Annotated in this window: 21 protein-coding genes and 1 pseudogene; 14 read left to right on the forward strand and 8 right to left on the reverse strand. The window is 60.6% G+C overall.

What is annotated here, in order from left to right:
- Positions 1-30: 30 nt before the first annotated feature.
- Positions 31-663 (forward strand): carbonic anhydrase, encoded by a 633-nt coding sequence (locus GCN78_RS23655; protein ID WP_152253890.1) that lies wholly within the window; start codon positions 31-33, stop codon positions 661-663.
- A gap of 89 nt (positions 664-752) precedes the next feature.
- Positions 753-1085: an ISC system 2Fe-2S type ferredoxin gene (gene fdx / locus GCN78_RS23660; RefSeq protein ID WP_152253891.1), complete on the forward strand. Its 333-nt coding sequence runs from the start codon at positions 753-755 to the stop codon at positions 1083-1085.
- Between the two features lie 34 nt (positions 1086-1119).
- Here fdx and GCN78_RS23665 read toward each other — a convergent pair whose 3' ends face one another.
- Positions 1120-3165 (reverse strand): M13 family metallopeptidase, encoded by a 2046-nt coding sequence (locus tag GCN78_RS23665; protein ID WP_152253892.1) that lies wholly within the window; start codon positions 3163-3165, stop codon positions 1120-1122.
- Positions 3166-3407: 242 nt separating this feature from the next.
- On the opposite strand from GCN78_RS23665, the gene GCN78_RS23670 reads away from it, so the two are divergent.
- A complete protein-coding gene (locus GCN78_RS23670; protein ID WP_152253976.1) occupies positions 3408-3644 on the forward strand; it encodes a DUF7661 family protein in 237 nt (78 codons plus the stop codon).
- Position 3645: 1 nt separating this feature from the next.
- On the opposite strand, the gene GCN78_RS23675 is transcribed toward GCN78_RS23670, so the two are convergent.
- The 6 genes from GCN78_RS23675 to GCN78_RS23700 all read right to left on the reverse strand — a co-directional run bounded on the left by GCN78_RS23675 (position 3646) and on the right by GCN78_RS23700 (position 10723).
- Positions 3646-4215 carry a DUF1439 domain-containing protein gene (locus GCN78_RS23675; RefSeq protein ID WP_152253893.1) on the reverse strand — a complete coding sequence of 190 codons (570 nt, stop codon included), beginning with the start codon at positions 4213-4215 and terminating at the stop codon, positions 3646-3648.
- Positions 4216-4423: 208 nt separating this feature from the next.
- Entirely contained in the window at positions 4424-5347 is a 924-nt protein-coding gene (locus tag GCN78_RS23680) for a hypothetical protein (protein ID WP_152253894.1), read from the reverse strand.
- 35 nt (positions 5348-5382) lie between these two features.
- Entirely contained in the window at positions 5383-5826 is a 444-nt protein-coding gene (locus GCN78_RS23685; RefSeq protein WP_152253895.1) for a hemerythrin domain-containing protein, read from the reverse strand.
- 92 nt (positions 5827-5918) lie between these two features.
- Complete coding sequence (prsR, locus tag GCN78_RS23690; RefSeq protein WP_152253896.1) at positions 5919-7274, reverse strand: PEP-CTERM-box response regulator transcription factor; 1356 nt, start codon at positions 7272-7274, stop codon at positions 5919-5921.
- Positions 7275-7286: 12 nt separating this feature from the next.
- Positions 7287-9338 carry an XrtA/PEP-CTERM system histidine kinase PrsK gene (gene prsK / locus GCN78_RS23695; RefSeq protein ID WP_152253897.1) on the reverse strand — a complete coding sequence of 684 codons (2052 nt, stop codon included), beginning with the start codon at positions 9336-9338 and terminating at the stop codon, positions 7287-7289.
- Positions 9335-10723, reverse strand: coding sequence for a TIGR03013 family XrtA/PEP-CTERM system glycosyltransferase (locus GCN78_RS23700; RefSeq protein ID WP_152253977.1), 1389 nt, complete (start codon positions 10721-10723; stop codon positions 9335-9337). Before GCN78_RS23700 ends, prsK begins: the two co-directional genes overlap by 4 nt.
- Before the next feature lie 205 nt (positions 10724-10928).
- On the opposite strand from GCN78_RS23700, the gene nadB reads away from it, so the two are divergent.
- The 5 genes from nadB (at position 10929) to tnpB (ending at position 14782) form a co-directional block, all read left to right on the forward strand.
- Positions 10929-12542, forward strand: a complete 1614-nt coding sequence (gene nadB / locus GCN78_RS23705; protein WP_152253898.1) for an L-aspartate oxidase — start codon at positions 10929-10931, stop codon at positions 12540-12542.
- A 752-nt stretch (positions 12543-13294) separates the two neighbouring features.
- Entirely contained in the window at positions 13295-13636 is a 342-nt protein-coding gene (locus GCN78_RS23710; RefSeq protein WP_152253899.1) for a hypothetical protein, read from the forward strand.
- Between the two features lie 116 nt (positions 13637-13752).
- Positions 13753-13968: an ankyrin repeat domain-containing protein gene (locus GCN78_RS23715; RefSeq protein WP_152253900.1), complete on the forward strand. Its 216-nt coding sequence runs from the start codon at positions 13753-13755 to the stop codon at positions 13966-13968.
- Positions 13969-14015: 47 nt separating this feature from the next.
- A complete protein-coding gene (locus tag GCN78_RS23720; RefSeq protein ID WP_152253901.1) occupies positions 14016-14438 on the forward strand; it encodes a transposase in 423 nt (140 codons plus the stop codon).
- Complete coding sequence (tnpB, locus tag GCN78_RS23725; RefSeq protein WP_152253902.1) at positions 14435-14782, forward strand: IS66 family insertion sequence element accessory protein TnpB; 348 nt, start codon at positions 14435-14437, stop codon at positions 14780-14782. The genes GCN78_RS23720 and tnpB overlap by 4 nt, the downstream gene beginning before the upstream one ends.
- Before the next feature lie 88 nt (positions 14783-14870).
- Here the strand turns inward: tnpB and GCN78_RS23730 are convergent.
- Positions 14871-15032, reverse strand: a pseudogene (locus tag GCN78_RS23730) (integrase core domain-containing protein); the annotation flags it as partial.
- A 299-nt stretch (positions 15033-15331) separates the two neighbouring features.
- Between GCN78_RS23730 and GCN78_RS23735 the strand changes: the two are divergent.
- From GCN78_RS23735 to GCN78_RS23760, 6 genes are all read left to right on the forward strand, one after another.
- Entirely contained in the window at positions 15332-15748 is a 417-nt protein-coding gene (locus GCN78_RS23735) for a PAAR domain-containing protein (RefSeq protein WP_152253903.1), read from the forward strand.
- A gap of 116 nt (positions 15749-15864) precedes the next feature.
- Positions 15865-16254, forward strand: a complete 390-nt coding sequence (locus tag GCN78_RS23740; protein WP_152253904.1) for a DUF4123 domain-containing protein — start codon at positions 15865-15867, stop codon at positions 16252-16254.
- Positions 16241-16588, forward strand: a complete 348-nt coding sequence (locus GCN78_RS23745; protein ID WP_152253905.1) for a hypothetical protein — start codon at positions 16241-16243, stop codon at positions 16586-16588. The genes GCN78_RS23740 and GCN78_RS23745 overlap by 14 nt, the downstream gene beginning before the upstream one ends.
- A 47-nt stretch (positions 16589-16635) precedes the next feature.
- Positions 16636-17175, forward strand: coding sequence for a Tox-REase-5 domain-containing protein (locus tag GCN78_RS23750; protein ID WP_226939797.1), 540 nt, complete (start codon positions 16636-16638; stop codon positions 17173-17175).
- A gap of 4 nt (positions 17176-17179) precedes the next feature.
- Entirely contained in the window at positions 17180-17914 is a 735-nt protein-coding gene (locus GCN78_RS23755; protein ID WP_152253907.1) for an immunity 52 family protein, read from the forward strand.
- A 516-nt stretch (positions 17915-18430) separates the two neighbouring features.
- Positions 18431-18757 (forward strand): ankyrin repeat domain-containing protein, encoded by a 327-nt coding sequence (locus GCN78_RS23760; RefSeq protein WP_152253908.1) that lies wholly within the window; start codon positions 18431-18433, stop codon positions 18755-18757.
- The last annotated feature ends 157 nt before the right edge of the window (positions 18758-18914 follow it).

Below are 18914 nucleotides of genomic sequence, written 5' to 3' on the forward strand. Positions count from 1 at the left end.
ACTGGCTCACACCACTCTTTTCTTTTATTTATGCGCGACATCATTGCCGGATTTCTACGTTTCCAGAAGGAAGTCTTTCCTGAACGCCGAGAGCTGTTCAAGACATTGGCCACGGGACAGACGCCCAAGGCCTTGTTCATTTCCTGCTCCGACAGCCGGATGGTGCCGGAACTGGTGACGCAGCGCGAACCTGGCGAACTGTTCGTGATCCGCAACGCGGGCAACATCGTGCCCTCGTTCGGCCCGGAACCGGGCGGCGTGAGCGCGTCCGTCGAATTCGCGGTCGCGGCCCTGCAGGTGACGGACATCGTCATTTGCGGCCATTCCGATTGCGGCGCGATGAAAGCCATCGCCACCTGCACCTGCCTCGATCACATGCCGGCAGTCAAGAACTGGCTGCGCCATGCGGATGCGGCGCGCATGATCAATGAATCCGTCGAGCATGCCACGGAACAGGACCGCATCGACGGCATGGTACGCGCGAATGTCGTGGCACAACTCAACAACATCCGCACGCACCCCTCGGTGGCGCTGGGCATCACGCAAAAACGCCTGACCCTGCATGGCTGGGTGTATGACATCGAAAACGGTTCGCTCGATGCGCTCGACGAGTCCACCGGCCAATTTGTCCCGCTGGCGGAACATCCGGCCTCGAAGCTGTAAGCGCAGGTTCTCCCCGTCAAGCGCAACATGGCGCTTGACCTTGTCCAGGCGGGAAGGTGCAAGGTAACGGTACTCAAGGAGATTATCGTATGCCAACCATCACCGTATTACCCCATCCCGAGCTGGCTCCCGCAGGCGCCGTGTTTGACGCGCCGCAAAACATGAGCATTTGCGACGCCTTGCTGCTCAACAAAATAGACATGGAACACGCCTGCGGTCAGGTGGGCGCCTGTTCCACCTGCCACGTGGTCGTGGTTCAGGGTTTCGATACGCTCAATGCGCTGGGCGACAATGAAGAAGACATGCTGGACCAGGCCTGGGGCTTGCAGCCCCAGTCGCGCCTGTCGTGCCAGGCGCGCGTGAGCGGCGCAGACCTGACGGTGGAACTGCCCCGCTACACGCTCAACCACGCCAAGGAATAGCCCCCGGCGCGCCAGCCTGCTTACCTGACTTTGCTTACCACATGATCACGCGCTGCTCGGGTGGCAGATACATCGGGTCGCCTGGCTTGATGCCGAACGCTTCGTAGAAACCGGGCTGGTTTTTCACCGTGCCCTTGGCGCGGAATTCGCCCGGCGAATGCGGGTCGCTCTTGATCTGCGCGATGGCCGCTTCCGGGCGCAATTTCGCGCGCCATTTCTGCGCGAAGCCGATGTACAGGCGCTGTTCGCCCGTCAAGCCATCGATGACGGGCGACGGCTTGCCGCCGAGCGAACGCTGGTAAGCTTTATAGGTGATCGACAGGCCGGAATTGTCGCCGATGTTTTCACCCAGGGTCAGTTCGCCATTGATATGGTAGCCAGGCACGGGGCTGTAGGCGCCGTACTGCTTGACGAGGCCGGCCGCCAGCGCCTTGAAGGCCGCGCGGTCCTCCGCCGTCCACCAGTTGCGCAAACGGCCCTTGGCGTCGTACTGGCTGCCGGAATCGTCGAAGGCATGGCTGATTTCATGGCCGAAGGTGATGCCCAGCAAGCCGTAATTGACGGCGTCTTCCGCCTTCACGTTGAAGAATGGCGGCTGCAGGATGGCGGCCGGGATCGTGATCGCGTTGAGGGCCGGGCTGTAGCTGGCGTTGACGGTTTGCGGCGTCATCGACCATTCGTCGCGGTCGACCGGCTTGCCCAGCTTGGCCAGATTCTGCTGGCGGCTCCACGCGCGCGCGGCGCGCACGTTGGCGATCAGGTCGTTCGACCGCGTCTGCATGCTGCCGTAGTCGCGCCAGGTATCCGGGTAGGCGATCTTCGGCTTCAGCGCGGCCAGCTTGAGCTGGGCTTCCTTCTTGGTTTCCGGGCCCATCCAGTCGAGTTGCTCGATGCCATCCTTGAACGAGGCGACGAAATTGTCAAACATGGCCATCACGCGTGGCTTCGTTTCCGGCGGCAGATACATTTGCACGTAGCGCTTGCCGACGGCGTCGCTGATGGCGCCATCCGTGAAGCGCAGCGCCAGCTGCCACTGCGGTTCGCTTTGCGGCACGCCGCGCAGCACCGTGCCGTCAAAGGCGAAACGCTCCTTGACCGTGGCGCTGTCCAGGTAAGACGCATAGCTTTCGATGATGCGCCAGTTCAGGTAGCTCTTCCACGCTTCCAGCGGCACGGCGGCCACGCTCTCGGAAAAGCCTGTCATGAAGCTGGGCTGGCGCACCACGGCCGAAGCGGCTTTCGGCGCCAGGCCGGCGGCCGTAAAGTAGGCGTTCCAGTCGAAGGCCGGCGCCAGGGCCGCGAATTTGTCGAAATCGACGCGGTTGTACGACTTGACGGGGTCGCGCATCTGCACGCGCGTCCATTGCACGGCCGCCAGCCGGGTTTCGAGGTCAAGGATTTGCGCCGCGTGATCGGCAGCGGCCTTGTCGCCGCTCATGGCCAGCATGGTTTCGATATGCTTGAGGTACTTGGCGCGCACGGCTTGCAGCTTGGCGTCGTCCTCCTTCAGGTAGTAATCGCGGTCAGGCAAGCCCAAGCCGGACTGGCTGATGTTGACCGTGTAGCGCTCCGGGTCTTGCGCATCGGGCGCCACATAGGCGGAAAACGGCGTGCCGACGCCATTGCTCTGCAGGTAGGCGAACAGCGCCGGCAAGTCTTTCTTGTCTTTCACGCCAGCCACGCGGGCCAGTTCGGCCTTCAAGGGCTTGAAGCCGGCCGCATTGCGCGCCGTCTCGTTCATGAAGCTCGTGTACAGGTCGGCGATCTTGTGCGCTTCGCTGCCGGGCTTGCCGGGGTTCTTGACGGTGGCGTCGATCAGGCCGCGCAGCTGGCCCTGGGCGATTTCGCGCAATTCGATATACGTGCCCCAGACGGATTTGTCGGCCGGGATCTCCGTATTGCGGGTCCACACGCCGTTGACGTAGCCGTAGAAGTCGTCCCTGGGGCTGACGGCCGGATCCAGGGTTTTCAGGTCGATGCCGGAGACGGGCGCGATCGCATTGGTAGCTTGGGCGTACAACGACGGCGAGGATAAGGCGAACAAGGCGCAGCAGGCGGCGCTGATGAGTGAGCGTTTCACGAAGAGTCCCTTAATTGTTTTAACTACATGTTGGAGAACATGCTGTGTCCAGGCATGAAAGGCCGGATTATAGACGGCCTGCCTGCCGCGCAACAATGTCGGTTGAACAATTCCAGTGCACCGATGTTCGCTGAGGCACGCCTCAAGCCCGCGCCGATGATCAGCAAATGTTACCATCTAGCAATAACCATAGCGGTCGTTCACCACCTGTTTTTGCCTGGCTCGTTGACTGGAGAAGTTTGATGCAGGAATGCAGATTCAATATTTTCGGCACGCTGATTGCCGTCCGCGGGCATCCGGGAGCATGGCGCGCCTTCTATCTCGGTGCGGAAGGCAAGCGCCGGCCCGCCGATTTCATCATTCCCGACGATATTGGCGCCGATGCCTTGTGCGAGTACCTGGCTGACCTGTTCCATGAAGAGGCGACGCCGCGCAATAACACGGCAACACAAATCGGCTCGTCCGCGTTCGAGGCCTAGCCTACTTTACCGGTTCGAACGTCACCGTCAGTCCATTTCCCGTGGTCCTGATCTGCGTGGGCACGAATTGCACGCCCGCATAGCGCAGCTCGTCGGGCTTGAAGGTGTAGATCGGTGTTTCATGCATGAGCTGGTCGGCCACCAGGCTGGCCACCTTGGCGAACTGGCGCTGCTGCGACTCGTCCATGCCGTCGATGACCACCTTGTCCACGCTCGCCTCGCTCAGGTAGACGGCATTGCGCTGGGGGTCGAGCACGAGCCGTCCGGACATGGCCAGGCTGCCGCGCCAGCTCTGGCGTATGAACGGCGGGAAGACGCTGGCGTCCACGCTGAGGGCGACCCTTTCCCGCTCGGGCTGCAGCGACAGTTGCGGATGCGTCAGCTTGACGTCCAGCACGGACAACACGCGCTTGTCGATGGGAAAGCGGCGCTCCAGGCCCTGCTGCATCTTGCTCAGCGACACATTCACGTCGCGCGGGCCGATCAGGGTGGAACACGCGGCCAGCACGCTGCAGGCCAAGGCGGCGATGGCGGCGGTTTTCAGCAAGGGGCGGAAAGCGGTCACATTCATGGATAGTCTCGGTGGAAAGATCGCGCCATCTTACACATGGACCCGCTTCAATACAAACGGCGCCCGGCTTGCGGCGGGCGCCGTTTTTTTACGTCAACGTCTTATTAATGCACGAACAGGGCGATCAGTATGACGATGGGCAATGGAATGCCCAGCAGCAGCAAGAGGATGGAACGCATGGCAGACTCCTTGATTGAGATGGTGGGGTTCAGATGGTGACGTGGCGCAGCACGCGCTCATGGTCGCGCTGGCGGCCGCCAAACGTTGCCGCCAGGCTGGCCACGAATGCGCCCAGCAGCAAGGCGACGAACATCCACAGCGCCGTGTGGGCGCCGGCCTTGCGGGCCGTGTCAGCCGCCTGTTGTGCTTTCGCCTTGGCATCGGCGGCGGCCTTGGCGGCGCGGGCGTAGACGGCGTCGACGCGCGCTTCCGCTTCAGCCTGCGTCACGCCCGTGCGGCTGGCCACGACCTGACCCAGATAGGCGCGGTCATCGGCGGCCAGGCTGCCCGTGGACAGGCTGGTAGCGAAGATCTTTCCGATTTCCACGCGCTGGTCGGCCGTGCCGGTATTGGCCACGGGTGCCGCCACGGTGCCGGTGCCAGCAGCAGGCGCGGCGCGCAGCAGCATGTCCGAGAAATAGTCGAGCGGATTGGCGCCGCCCTCGCCCGCCTTGGTGCCAGCCGCAGCGGCGCCCGCCCCTACTGCCGGGCCCACTGCCGCCGCCACGCCGCTGCCCGCGTCGATGGCGCCGCTCAGCACGGCGCGTGTGCCGCCAGCCAGCAGGGCGACGGTGAGCAAGGTCGCCACGGCCCAGGCCAGCAAGCCGTGCGCCGTATCGCGGAAATGCACCTCATCCGTGTGGATGGCACTCCATTTCACGCGCAGCCGGCCCGCCATGTAGCCGCCTATACCGGACGCGGCCAGTTGCATGAAGGCCAGCCAGGCGATGGTGGACACGCCAATGGCCGTGGCGTTGAACGACCATGGCGACACGGACGACAGGCCCAGGCCCACGCCGAGGATCAGCAAAATGAAGGACAAGGCGGCCGCGGCGGCCGCGCCCGCCAGCACGGCGCCCCAGGAAACGCCCGGATTGTTCAGGTCGGACACGGACAATTGTGTAGCTTGCATGAAATACTCCCTTGATGGTTGATGTCTTGAGCCGCTCAGGCGGCCACGCCCGTCAGCTGTTCCTTGCGCGCGGCCATTTCCTTGCCCAGCGCATCGAGGTCGACGGCCGTATCGCGCACCTTGGGAAACATGTCACCCTCTTCTTCCTGGACGTGGTGGTCGATCTGTTCGGACAGCACCTTGACCTTGGCGTCGTACAGGTCGTCGGCCGGATCCATCGCGGCAATTTGCGCGATGAGCTCCTTGGCGCTCGCGTGCTCGACGAGGGCTTCATCCATCAGGTCGCCGTCGTGGATGGGGCGGCGCACGGCCGGGTAGAAAATCTCTTCTTCCAGCTGCGTATGCACGGTCAATTCCTGGCAGATCTGGTCGGCCAGCTTTTTCTTGGTGGCAAATGAGCGGTCGCTCAAGCCTTCATATTGGGCAAACAAGGCCTTCACGGCCTTGTGGTCCTGCATTAATAAATTGATCGCATTCATGGCGCCTCCTTGTTGTAGATGAGACAAGGATGCGCCACGGCAGCGCCTGCGTATGTGCGACGCCTTACACAAAATTCATATTCAGCGATTGCCTACTTGATGCCGTGATGGCCCATCAAGTCGTACAGGGTGGGCCGGCTCACGCCCAGCAGCTCGGCCGCACGGGCGATATTGCCGTCGGCGCGCGCCAGCGCGCGCACCATCACCCTGTATTCGGCCCCTTCGCGGGCCTGGCGCAGGTTCAGCGGTTCATCCTGGACGGCCGCCTGGGCGCTGGCGGGCAAGCCCAGGTCGTCGGCGGCGATCTGCGGCCCGTCGCACATGATGACGGCGCGCTTGATGCAGTTTTCCACTTCGCGCACGTTGCCGGGCCAGCCATAGCTTTCGATCAGCTGCAGCGCGCCCGCGCTGAAATGCAGGGCGCCGCGCCCCTCGCTGGCGCAGAACTTGTTCTTGAAGTGTTGCGCCAGCAAGGTGCAATCGCCGGCCCGCTCGCGCAGCGGTGGAATGCGCAAGACAATTTCGCTGAGGCGGTAAAACAGGTCTTCGCGGAAACGCCCCTGCTCCGCCAGCACCTTCAGATCCTGGTGCGTGGCGCAGACGATGCGCACATCGACGGCGATCTCGGCGCGCCCGCCCACACGCTCGATCACCCGTTCCTGCAGGAAGCGCAGCATTTTCGCCTGCAGCGCCATCGGCATGTCGCCGATTTCATCGAGAAAGAAGGTGCCGCCGTGGGCCAGCTCGATCTTGCCCAGGGTTTGCCGGGCCGCGCCCGTAAACGCGCCCCGCTCATAGCCGAACAGCTCGCTTTCCAGCAGGTTTTCAGGGATGGCCGCGCAATTGATGGCAACGAAACGCTGCGCGTGGCGGCTCGACAGCGCATGCAGTCCCCGCGCGATCAATTCCTTGCCGCTGCCCGAGTCGCCCAGCAGCATCACGCTGGCCGACGAGGGCGCCACCTTTTCCACGCTACGGCACAGTTTGAGCATGCCAGGGTCGCGGCTGATGATGCCCGCCAGGGGCGAGTCCGCCTGCGTCTGCAGCATGCGGCGGTTTTCCTGTTGCATCGCGTGCAAATAAAACGCGCGGGCGATGACCAGGCCCAGCATGTCGGCCTCGAACGGCTTCTGGTGAAAATCGTAGGCGCCCAGCGCGATGGCTTTCAAGGCATGCGCGCGCTCCTGGTTGCCCGACAGGATGATGACTTTCGTGTCCGGCGCCAGCGCGAGGATTTGCTGCAGGGTGGCCAGGCCTTCCGTGGCGCCGTCCGGATCGGGCGGCAAGCCCAGGTCCATCGTCACGACAGCCGGCTGGTGGCGCCGCACCAGCGCCAGCGCCGCCTCGCGCTCGCCCGCCAGCAAGACCTCGTAGCCATCGAAACTCCAGTGCAACTGCTTTTGCAGGCCGGGATCGTCTTCGATGACCAGCAGTTTTTGTTTGCCCATGGCACTCCCTTGCTATGCCGCATGCAGCGGCAGGATCACGCGAAACGTCGTGCCCACTTGCGGCGCGCTGCGCACTTCCAGGCTGCCGCCCACTTCGCGCAGGTATTCGCGGCTTTCGAACACGCCGATGCCCATGCCCGCCGTCTTGGTGGTGTCGAACGGTTTGAACAAACGTTCGCGGATGAATTGTTCGCTCATGCCCTGCCCCGTGTCGTCGAGCTCGACGACGGCCGTCTGCTGCTCGCGCCGCAGCCGCACGGCCACCTTGCCATCGCTGGCCGTCGCCTCGATGGCGTTCTGGATCAAATGCCCCAGCACCCTTTCCAGGCGCGCGCGGTTGGCCAGCACCGTCAGCTCGCCATCGACGATTTCCAGGCGCGGCGCCGGCGCCAGACTGGCCTTGGCCGCCACGGCCTGGCGCAGCAAACCGTCCAGCAGCAGCGGCGCGGGCGCTTCCGGCGCCTCGCCGCGCGCCAGTTTCTGCAGCAAGGTTTTCATCTTCTGCACGGAATGGTCCAAGGTGCCCAGCATGTCTTCCTGGAAAGCGGGATTGGCGCGGTGCTTTTCCGCATTGCTCAATAGCAGCGACAGCTGGAACACGAGGTTTTTCAAGTCGTGGACGATGAAGGTGGACATGCGGTTGAACGAGTCGAACTGGCGCGCCACCGTCAGGGTATCGAGCGATTCGCGGTGCGCCAGATAGCTGGCGGCCTGGCTGCCGGCAATTTTCAGCACGTCGCGGATTTCCCAGTTCAGGCCGATACGCGTGCGGGGCCGCGCCAGCGCGACAAAGGCGAACAGCTGCCCATGCAGCATCAGGGGCACCAGCAGCCACACGTCGGGCAGCGCCAGCAGCGCGGGCGGCAGGCGCAAGTCGCCGTACTGGCGCGGGTTGTGCTGGCAGTCAGGCACGTCGATCACCCAGTGCCGCGCTTCCAGGAACTGGCACAGCGAACCGGACGCCGGCTCGCTCCACGTGCACGGCGGCCAGTTCCAGCTGGCGGCCGGGGCGAACTGCCCATGTTCGCGCAAGATCCACAGCGCGCCCGCGCGGCTTTCCACCAGTTGCGCCATGGCCTGTATCGTGCGTTCGCCCAGCGCCGGGCCATCTTCCGACAAGGCGCGCGTAAATCTCAGCCACTCCTCGCGGTAATCGAAGATGGCATTGTAAAAATGCTTGTTGATCGTCACCTTCAGCTTGGCGCGCAGGCTGCCGGAAAACAGCACGCCCGCCAGCAGCAGCGCCGCGCCGCCCAGGTAAGCCATTTGCATCAGGGAACCCCAGGTGCCGCCGAAATAGCGCAAATAGTAGGCGCTGGCCGCCATGGCCAGCAGGTAGATGGCCGAACCGAGCAAGGCGGCCGAGCGGTACAGCATCTGGCGCGAGACGGACAGGCCCAGCGCCCAGCCCGGATTGCGCGCGGCCGACACGGCCAGCAGCGGCGCGCACAGCGCATCGACGATGCCGCGCGCGGCCCAGATGTCATCGTTGACCGTGCGAAACAGCAAGGCGTCGCTGTACAGGTAAAAATCATAGGCGAACAGGCCGCCCACGCCCAGGCACGCAAACTTGATGCCCCAGCGTTTCAGGGGCGGCGTGTTGCGGTACCACTGTTCCACCAGCAACATGCCCAGCACGGCCAGCAGCAAACGGCAGACGCTGGCGATGAAACGCGCCGGCAAGGGCAGCGCCAGCCAGGAGGAGGCCATGGAGAGCAGCCAGGGTGCCAGCGCCGTGAGGGCGATGCCGGCCAGCACCAGGCGCAAGCGGGGCCGCGACGGTTCGATCAACAGCAGCAGGAAGACCAGCCAGGCCAGGGTGCGCAGCAGCTCGAGCGCGTCGCCGGCCAGTGCGATGCGCTGCCCCAGCAGCACCAGCACCACCGTGCCCGTGGCCCAGCCGCCCGTCGCCAGGCACGCGACCAGCAAGGCGCACACGTTCTGCCGCGCGCGCCAGTTGCTGATAAGCAGCAGCGCCAGCGCGAAGAAGGCCAGCGATGCCAGGCCGTGGCTGAGGGCCGCCGCGTCCGCCGCCGCCAGCCAGTCCGACTGCGCCTGTATCATCGGCTGCCCTTGCCAAACAGCACCACCTGCACCGTGTCGAGCAGGATCAGCAAGTCGAGGAACAGGCTATTGTTTTTCACATAATATAGATCGTATTGCAGTTTTTTCACGGCATCGTCGACGGAGGCGCCATATTGATAGCGCACCTGCGCCAGGCCCGTGATGCCCGGCTTGATGCTGTGACGAATGTTGTAGTACGGCACCTGCTGCTTCAATTGTTCGACAAAGTACGCGCGTTCGGGGCGCGGTCCCACGAAACTCATCTCGCCGCGAAACACATTGAGCATCTGCGGCAGCTCGTCGATGCGCAGCTTGCGGATCAACTTGCCCACGCGCGTGATGCGCGCATCGTTGTCCAGCGCCCAGATGGGCTTGCCATCGCGCTCGGCGTCGCAGCGCATGCTGCGAAATTTCAGCACATGGAAGGGCAAGCCGTCGCGCCCCACCCGCTCTTGCTGGTAAAACACGGGGCCGCCGTCTTCCAGGCGGATGCACACGGCCGTCACCAGCATCACGGGCAGCGCGGCCAGGCAGATGACGCTACTGGCGGCCAGGTCGAACAAACGCTTCGAGGCGGCGCGGAAAAAACTCTGGTCGAAGCCGCCTCCATAGATCAGATAGCTCGGCTGCAAGGAATCGATGCGGATCTGGCACGCTTCGCGCTCGAAAAACGTGGCCGCATCGATCACCTTGACGCCGCCCAGCGCGCATTCCAGCAATTGCTTGACGGGAAACGCGCCATTGCGGCGGTCGCTGACGGACACAACGATCTCATGCGCGGCATGGCGCTGGGCCATGGCCAGCAGCGAAGGTTCGGCCGGCAGCAAGGCCGAGGCCGGCACACAGCATTGCTCGCCAGCCAAAGCGATGCAGCCGACCACCGTAAACTGGTGAAATCCGATCTTGCTGGCCGCCAAGTCCATGCACTCGCGCGCCAGCGCCCCGCCGCCCACGAGGATCAGGCGGCCTTCCATCAGCGCCGATTGCGAGGATTTGAACACCACGAGGCGCGCCAGCAACACGCCGATGGCGCCCAGGCCGAAGATCAGCACGCCGCCGCGCCCGAAATGCAGGGCCGGGATGAAGCGTATCAGCACGCTGAGCACGGCAAAACCCAGCGCGAACGACGGCAGGATGCGCAACAGGGTGTTGCGGATGTCTTCGCGCGAGCGGTGCTGGTACATGCCCAGCGCGCTCATGCTGAACACGATGACCAGGGCAAAGATCGAGGAAGACAGATAGACCTCGCCCGCTCGCACCAGACGGCTGCCATCGGCCAGCCACAGCAGCGATGTCAGGGTGGCCGACAGCAGCAGGATCATAATTTCCAGCAACAGCAGGATAAACGCTGTTTTCGAGACGTAATGGCTGAAGATGCGGATCATGGGGGCCTCCTGCGGCAAAGGCGGCACACCGCGCATCAGGCGGTCCGCCACCGGTCTTGCCATCATGGCGAACTGTTCCAGCAGGACATTGATGCGCCACAAGCTACGGCCCCAGCTATCTTTCGCTTGCAGAATTTATCTCAACACATTACCGAATGCAGGGAAATGGCATATAGTATGCTTCCCCTAAAAAAAGATAAATGTCATGAAATTTGATGTAGCGATTGTCGGCAGTGGCCTGGCGGGTTTATCGGTTGCACTGCATTTAGCTGAGACGCGCACTGTCGCGATCATTTCCAAACGCGCGCTGCTCGATGGCGCCAGCAACTGGGCGCAAGGCGGGATCGCGGCCGTGCTGGACTCGGGCGACAGCCACCAGCAGCACATCGAAGACACCCTGATCGCGGGCGGCGGCCTGTGCGACGAGAGCGCCACGCGCTACATCGTCGAGCACGGCCGCGAGGCCATCGAGTGGCTGATCGAGCAAGGCGTGCCGTTTACGCGCGACGCCACGGCGGAACTGGGTTTCCACCTGACCCGCGAAGGCGGACACAGCCAGCGCCGCATCATCCACGCCGCCGACGCCACCGGACACGCCGTGCAAGTGACCCTGGAAGAAAAGGTGCGCGCCCATCCGAACATCAGCCTGTTCGAACACCATTGCGCCATCGACCTGATCACTTCCGACAAGCTGGGCATGAAGCCGACCCAGCGCAACGCCCAGCCCCATTGCCACGGCCTGTACGTGCAGGATGAGCAAACGGGCAAGGTGCACACCTTTGCCGCCGAGCACACCGTGCTGGCCACGGGCGGCGCCGGCAAGGTGTATTTATATACAACGAATCCAGACACGGCCAGCGGCGACGGCATCGCCATGGCCTGGCGCGCCGGCTGCCGCGTGTCGAACATGGAATTCATCCAGTTCCACCCGACCTGCCTGTACCACCCGTATGCGAAGTCGTTCCTGATCACCGAAGCCATCCGTGGCGAAGGCGGCTTGCTGAAATTGCCGCCCGAAGCAGGCGCGGCCGCCGGCACGCGCTTCATGCTGGCCCACGATGAGCGGGCCGAACTGGCGCCGCGCGACGTCGTGGCGCGCGCCATCGACTTCGAAATCAAGAAGCGCGGTCTCGACTACGTGCACCTGGACATCAGCCACAAGCCGGCCGAATTCCTCATCGAACACTTCCCCACCATCTACGCGCGCTGCCTGGAACTGGGCATCGACATCACCAAGCAGCCGATTCCCATCGTTCCCGCCGCCCACTACACGTGCGGCGGCGTCGTCACGGATCTGTCCGGCCGGGCCGACTTGCCGGGCCTGTATGCGGTCGGTGAGACGGCGTGCACGGGTCTGCATGGCGCCAACCGCCTGGCGTCGAATTCCTTGCTGGAATGCATCGTCATCGGCCGCGCCTGCGCGCAAGATATCGAAAGCAAGGAAAAGCTGGGCACGCCATATCTGCCCGACTGGGATGAAAGCCGCGTCACGGATGCGGATGAAGAAGTGGTGATTTCCCACAATTGGGACGAGCTGCGCCGCTTCATGTGGAATTACGTGGGCATCGTGCGCACGACCAAGCGCCTGGAACGGGCCCAGCACCGCATCGCCCTCTTGAAGGAAGAAATCGACGAGTACTACCGCAACTTCCGCATCACGCACGACTTGCTGGAGCTGCGCAACCTGGTCGACGTGGCCTCGATGATCGTCAACAGCGCCCTCTCCCGCCGCGAAAGCCGCGGCCTGCACTTCAGCCGAGACTATCCGGAAACCTTGCCGAAGGCGATAGCCAGCGTGCTGACGCCGCCGCACCGCTAGAGTGCAACAAGCGCCTTCTCATTTTGGAAGCTGGCGCATTGTGCGATGAATCATTGCGGTGTTGCGCCATTTGCCAAAAGCGGCCCCGCGGCAGGCAGCGTGCTCTTGAACGGGCGAAATCGGCCATCACTGGACATAAAGTGTAGGTGCCAAAGACCAAAAGCTTCGCTACGCTGTGCACCTCCCTGTAGGTGACTTTGGTGTGGTTTTGCTCGTCCTATTTGCTCTATCTGTCTATGCAGCTTGGGCGATTAATGGGAAATACTTCCACTGCTACGGCTGGCCGCGCATCGGATGAGACAACACAGTCTGGCTTGTTGGGGAGTGCTATTTTTTGCTTGTTGGCTGTATAGGAAAGTGGCGTTTGGTGCGCCGATAAGGCTAGCCCTTCGACGACTGTCCGCTGTGGGGTGGATCCTTGCAACGACGGCAACCGGCCCAGGAGCGGACGTTGAATAGGCATGCGCTGCTTCTTGTCTGCCTTTACGGGCAAGAACACAATCGTCTTCAACGATTCTGAACTCAAGTCGATTTTGCGTCGAATTTTCCTGACCTGCTTTCAGCGAGGCTAACTACTGCAAGAGCAGCCGTTCGATAGCGTAGATGTTGTTTAATTCAGGGCGTGCAGTCGCCCGTTTCTAAATATGGAATCAATGACAGTGATGGCAATAAAGTGGAGGAACCAGGAGGTGCGAAGCTACAATGGCCTCATGTGCAGCAACGGTGACATCTACGAAGTGCACGAAACCTGGATGGCCAGAGTACATGAAAAACAGGAGCTTGGCGGTTGGCTCAATGTCGCGATTCTGGCGCAAGAAGAGCTGTATGATGGACAGTACATAGTTAAATGCGGAGAGGCTATGGAACACGGCTCAATCGGCGTAGTCGTTTTGGAATCGCTGCAAAATCATGAACCTGTTTGGACGTTTGTTTCGGATCAATCCAATCCATTTGATCAAATAACAATCAAGGGCGGCTGGGTTGTGGTGCTGTCAACGTCAGGCGCCGTGTTACGGTTTGGTGCGCCAATGAGGGAGGCAAGGCTTCTGCTTCCGAGTACGTCGATCCATGATACTAACGACGGGCGCTTGTAAAGTGAGACGCTGCTCTTCCGCTTTGCTTGGGCAATGCCTTTTAGGCAACCTCCGGCCAGGAGCAGCCATTTCCAATTGTCTATTTTGCTAACCATGTACCGAATAGCGATATCATCATGAGTAAAATAAAGGCAGCCTACGACGCCATTCAGGAGCGGCGAATTGAAAGCTTAGAGCAGCTATTACGCGAAGATTTGGCTCTACTAAACAGTCAGACGCCGTTCGGTCCTCTTTTGCATGTTGCAGCAGGTGCTGGAAATTTAGAAGCTCTCAAACTCCTCCTATCCTGTGGTGCTGACATTGATTCAAGGGACGGTACCTTTGGTGGGTAAGCGTCGGCCCACCACCGTCTTCCCTTGAACACCGCGCGGCTCCATGATTGAATTTGGGACGCAAATTGATTGTGTCCACAAATTTATTTATGGACACAATAATTCAACCAGTCACAACCAGGGCGAAACGCGGCCCGTATCGCCAGCACAGCGATGAATTCAAGCGTGCCGCCGTGGCGCGTACTCAGGTCGATGGGGCCTCCGTTTCGCTGGTCGCCCGCGAGCTGAAGATCAATGCCAATCAGCTGTTCAGTTGGCGCAAGCGCTTCGGCGACGAGGCGCTTTCCGGTAGCACTGCGCCAAGTCAACTGATGGCAGTCACAGTGCTAAACCCACCGTTGGCACCCGCACCGGCCGCTAGCGTCCCGTCCGGCGTGATCGTGCTCAGCATGGGCCAGGCCCAGCTGCGTCTGGAAGGCCTGGTCGACGTGGCCAAGCTGACGCTGTTGCTGGCGCGGCTTCTACCATGATCGGCCTGCCAGCAGGCACCAAGATCTGGCTGGCCGCCGGCGTGACCGACATGCGCGCCGGCATGAGTGGTTTGACGGCCAAGGCGCAGACGGCGCTGACCGAAGATCCGTACCGTGGCCACGTGTTCCTGTTTCGTGGCCGGCGCGGCGACATGGTCAAGGTGCTGTGGTGGAGCGGTGACGGCCTGTGCTTGCTGGCCAAATGGCTCGAGCGTGGGCGCTTCGTCTGGCCGCAGGCTGCCAGCGGCAGCGTGGCATTGACGCAGGCGCAGTTGTCGATGCTGCTTGAGGACATAGACTGGCGCCGGCCGGAACGTACCTGGCGTCCCACATCAGCCTTGTAAACGTCGCGCAGCTCGCGTAAACTCGGTCCATGCTCAGCTCAACCGTCAAGACGGTGCAGGCTTTACGCTTACTCTAGTTCTACCGGTGCATCAGGTAATGGCTGATGTCCCGTTGTGCTTCCTGTGCCGTCACGTAACCAGTTGACGGCAGCCATTCAGTTTTGAAGCTGCGGAACAGCCGTTCCATCGGGGAGTTATCCCAACAATTTCCCCGACGGCTCATACTCTGTCGTATCCGATAGCGCCACAAGCAGATGAGGGGGAGGCTGTCGAAGCCAACTGTGTCGTTATACCGCTCAAAAGCAGGCATTCTGCCGTGGTTGCTCGATCGAAAATAATACCATTTACCATCCGTTATGCCGGGGAAGGTCCAAGTCTACCTTTTACATCGGCATCAATGTCCCAATTCGCATTTAGAACAAAGAAAAGTTCATTGCGCTCCGATCCAACCGCATTATTATTCATATTGAATCGTGCTTACCTGATGCATCTGGAAAATATGCTATAAATGCAACTTATTGCGTTGCAGCACCCATTCAGGAGCATCATTTGAGCAGACCTTTCATTGTCATGGGCGACAAGACCAGTCATGGCGGCACGGTCATCAGCGCCGATTTCACCTGTGACATCAATGGCAAGAATATAGCGCGCGTCGGCGACATGACGGTATGCCCCAAATGCAAGGGCACGTTCCCCATCACATCTGGACCGGCCGACGTCGTGGACGGCAGTGGCAATGGTTATGCGCGTCACATGGATTCGACCGCTTGCGGTGCAAAACTGATTTCCGGCCAAATCACGACGATCTGGTTGGACCAGTCCAGCGTGGGCGACCCGGCTGATGTCGACGACAATGACGTGATGGAAACCGCCGCCAACATCGCCGCAAATACCGACTCCGGCATTTGCCTCGAATGCTTGCTGTCCGCTGCCGCCGCTGGCGCGACCACCGTTATCCGGGAGTGACAATATTGATTGACGTCCTGGAACGCCTGAAGCAACTTCAGCAACATCACTCGGCGCTGTGCCTGTACGCACTGGTCGACGGTGTTCAATAGGAGACACGCCGCCAAGCACGCCTGATGCAGGATGCGACGCGCCATTCGCTGTTCACCGGCACACCCGATGCGGCGCTTGCGCATGCTGGCCCGTGGTTGGTCGACGTGGCGAGATCGACGCCATCCGTTGTTGAGGATCTGGCCGTACTCGAGCACGAGGCGCCTTCTGTTACCTGGCTGTTCGCCGTACAGGACCTCGGTGGCCTGGCGCAACTGCTGCAATTACACTTGGAAACACGGCTACCGGACGGCCGCGCAGCGCTGCTGCGCTTTTGGGATCCGCGCGTGCTGGTGAAGCTGGCACAAATACTTGAGCCGGCACAGCGCGAGGCGATGTTTGGCCATATTCACGAATGGCACCTGCTGCTCGACGGCAAGAGGGCAATCATAGGGAGGCGCGATGCTGACGTTTAGCGAGGAGCAATGGCGTGCAGTGCAGACCGGCGACACCACAGATTTCGTCATCGCAGTAGCGGACCAGTTCTTGGCCAAGAGGGCCGACATGGCAAGCCAGCCAGGCCGGGCGGCCGTGATCGAGCGCATGCTGGCAGCGTATACCTACGCCATTCGAATCGGTTTCAGGTCCACGCCGCATATCGTACATCTGATGTACCTGGCGGCCGACGCGCCCGGGATCCATGACGACCCGCTGGTCGATGCCTACCTGCGCAAGCCCGGCGCCACGCCGGAGCAGCGGTTCGACGAACTGATCGCGGTAATGGATAAAAAACTGGAAGGGGAGCAATAATGCCCGCGCTACCGATATTATTTATACCAGCAGTCGTGGAGAAAATTTTGTTAGCCTTGGGTGTCGCCGCCGCAGGAGCCGTGATCACGGACGAGGCATTGCGCAAACGCAAAAAAGAGGCAGAAGAGGCAAAAGACGCCCGCGTCACGCCCATTGCGCGTGCGGAGACGCGAAGCGAAGCCAAGGAAAGATGCCGTTGCCCGCCAGACAAGGGTATGCTTATGGCTGTTCCACACAGCATGTCGCCAGCCGCGCGCGATTACCAAGCCCGGATTACTGGCTTCCTGATTGGCATGGAATGGGTGTTTGAAGGGAAGGACTTTGACGGCTTTCAATCCCGCCTGTGCTTGTTGCAGGAAGCAAAAGCGGATTATGATCAATTTTTTAAGGCAAACGGCGAATTCAGGTACGATTTTCAAGAAAATATTTTCATGAGGATGGAGTTAAAGCAGGCCACGGACCAGTCAAAGATTGTCATGCGTAACCCGCCGGCCTCGCTGAAATGGTACTTCCAAACCCCACTCGCTTACGAATATATGGAGCCCAAATTAGCTGCGTTGGGGATTACCACCTACTACGTTCCATAAAAATATGACAATAATCAATGCTTCTTATAAGCGCGATGGAACGCGCACCTCCCTCGCTTTCCGACCCAACGTCCAGGAGATCGCGACCACTATCCAGTTTTTGAATAAAACTGCGGCATTTGGGAAAAACTGGTTTCTATCGCAAGATACCAAAGAGAAGTCGTTTCTGTATCCGGTCTTCGATGCATCGGGGGAACTCACCACTGCGGCCGAAGCTGTACTTGAGGCCGAGTTCAAGGGGGAGACATCCCGATTTCTCAGCGCCTGGAATGGCGAGCTCGGAGACGGTGAGGGCGCGACTATGGCGCTTGGGTTCAGCGACAGTGACTGGCCCGCCCGGACTTTTAGGATCAGCGATAAAGGTCAAGGTGTGAAACGGCTTGGTATTGATGGAGTGAAAGAGCTACTGTCCCATATCGCGGGCGCCCTTCGGCCAGTCTTTATCACGGTTGCACGTAATCAGTATTTTAAAAAACAAGTCTTCAAAGATCGTCCAGGTGTTGGCTGGATGTTGTACCTGCCGCGAGTACTGACGACCCAGCAAGTGCCAGAAGCCCGCGCCTTGGTACCCGTCATGGCGACGGGCGAGCAAGGTAAAGACAAGCAGATCGGCACCATCATCGTGAGTGTCACCGACGAGCCTTTCAATGATGAGAATCCTGAGCACGTCAAGATCGCCAATGCCATTGAAATTCGTCTGGTCGATCAGGACTTGCTGCCTCGCTATGTCGATATTTGACGAAGGATAACTCACTTCGATGGTACGAAAATATCCTGCCATGCAGGGGATAATCACTGTTCGACAACAAGGTCAAGTCAATTGGCCTTTGGTACATCGTCCTTATCAGCAGTAGCTGCACGCTGACCGGATTTGATACGGCCTTAGTAAGAGACGGGCACGCCGCCTACTTCGACGCTTCGACCGTCCCCTCTCTGGAACCATGGGTGCGACCAGCTTTACGCTGGTCACGCCCCGTCAACCGATCACATCGTCACGCATTAACGCGGGTAGCCGAGACGCCCTTGCTCGTAAAGACGGTGTCAGCTGAACACTTGGTTGACATTGAAACCATGTTCGCGGGCGGTGCGAGCTACCGAGGCGCCCGGTAGCAGCGACAGCGCCACCCATGCGCGTTTAAACCCCAAGGGATGCTGGCGATGGTGGCCGCGTGTATTCGTGGAAATGATCGTTTGAGAATTTGTGTCTAAAATCGAAAATTGTGGGCACAAATACCGTGACAAGAGTCGATCATAAATGACGCGGTTCAGGCCGTCCAGACGGCACTGGGAAGACGCTTACGTTGGTGGTGATGGCCTAAATTATGCTGCCTCAAAGGCCCATGTGGAAGTCTGCAAATTTCTCCTAAGTCAAGGAGCCAAGTTTGATGTAAGTGAGCCGGAGAGAAACGCGTTATTCAGCGCAGTCTATGTTGGTAGTACCGAGTTGGCTGAATTATTTATTGAATATGGAATTGACTACAGCGTGGCTTATACAGGTCAATCAATGACAAACATGGATGCGAGAGCGTTTGCAATCGAACGTGGGCAAAAAGAAGTTTTGGCTGTTTTACTTACTCAATAACTTCCGCTCCGGGGCGAACGCAGCCGACCACAAAAGGCCCTGCTCGGCGCAAGCATGCCATGCGCCAAGGTCCCTTCCAGGCGGGCAACGGTGCTTGACGCCACCGGTACAGTGCTGCGACAGGACGAACGCTGGACGCCATCCAGTGTCACTCCAG

It is taken from the genome of Janthinobacterium rivuli (genome assembly GCF_009208735.1).
Classification (GTDB): Bacteria; Pseudomonadota; Gammaproteobacteria; order Burkholderiales; family Burkholderiaceae_D; genus Janthinobacterium.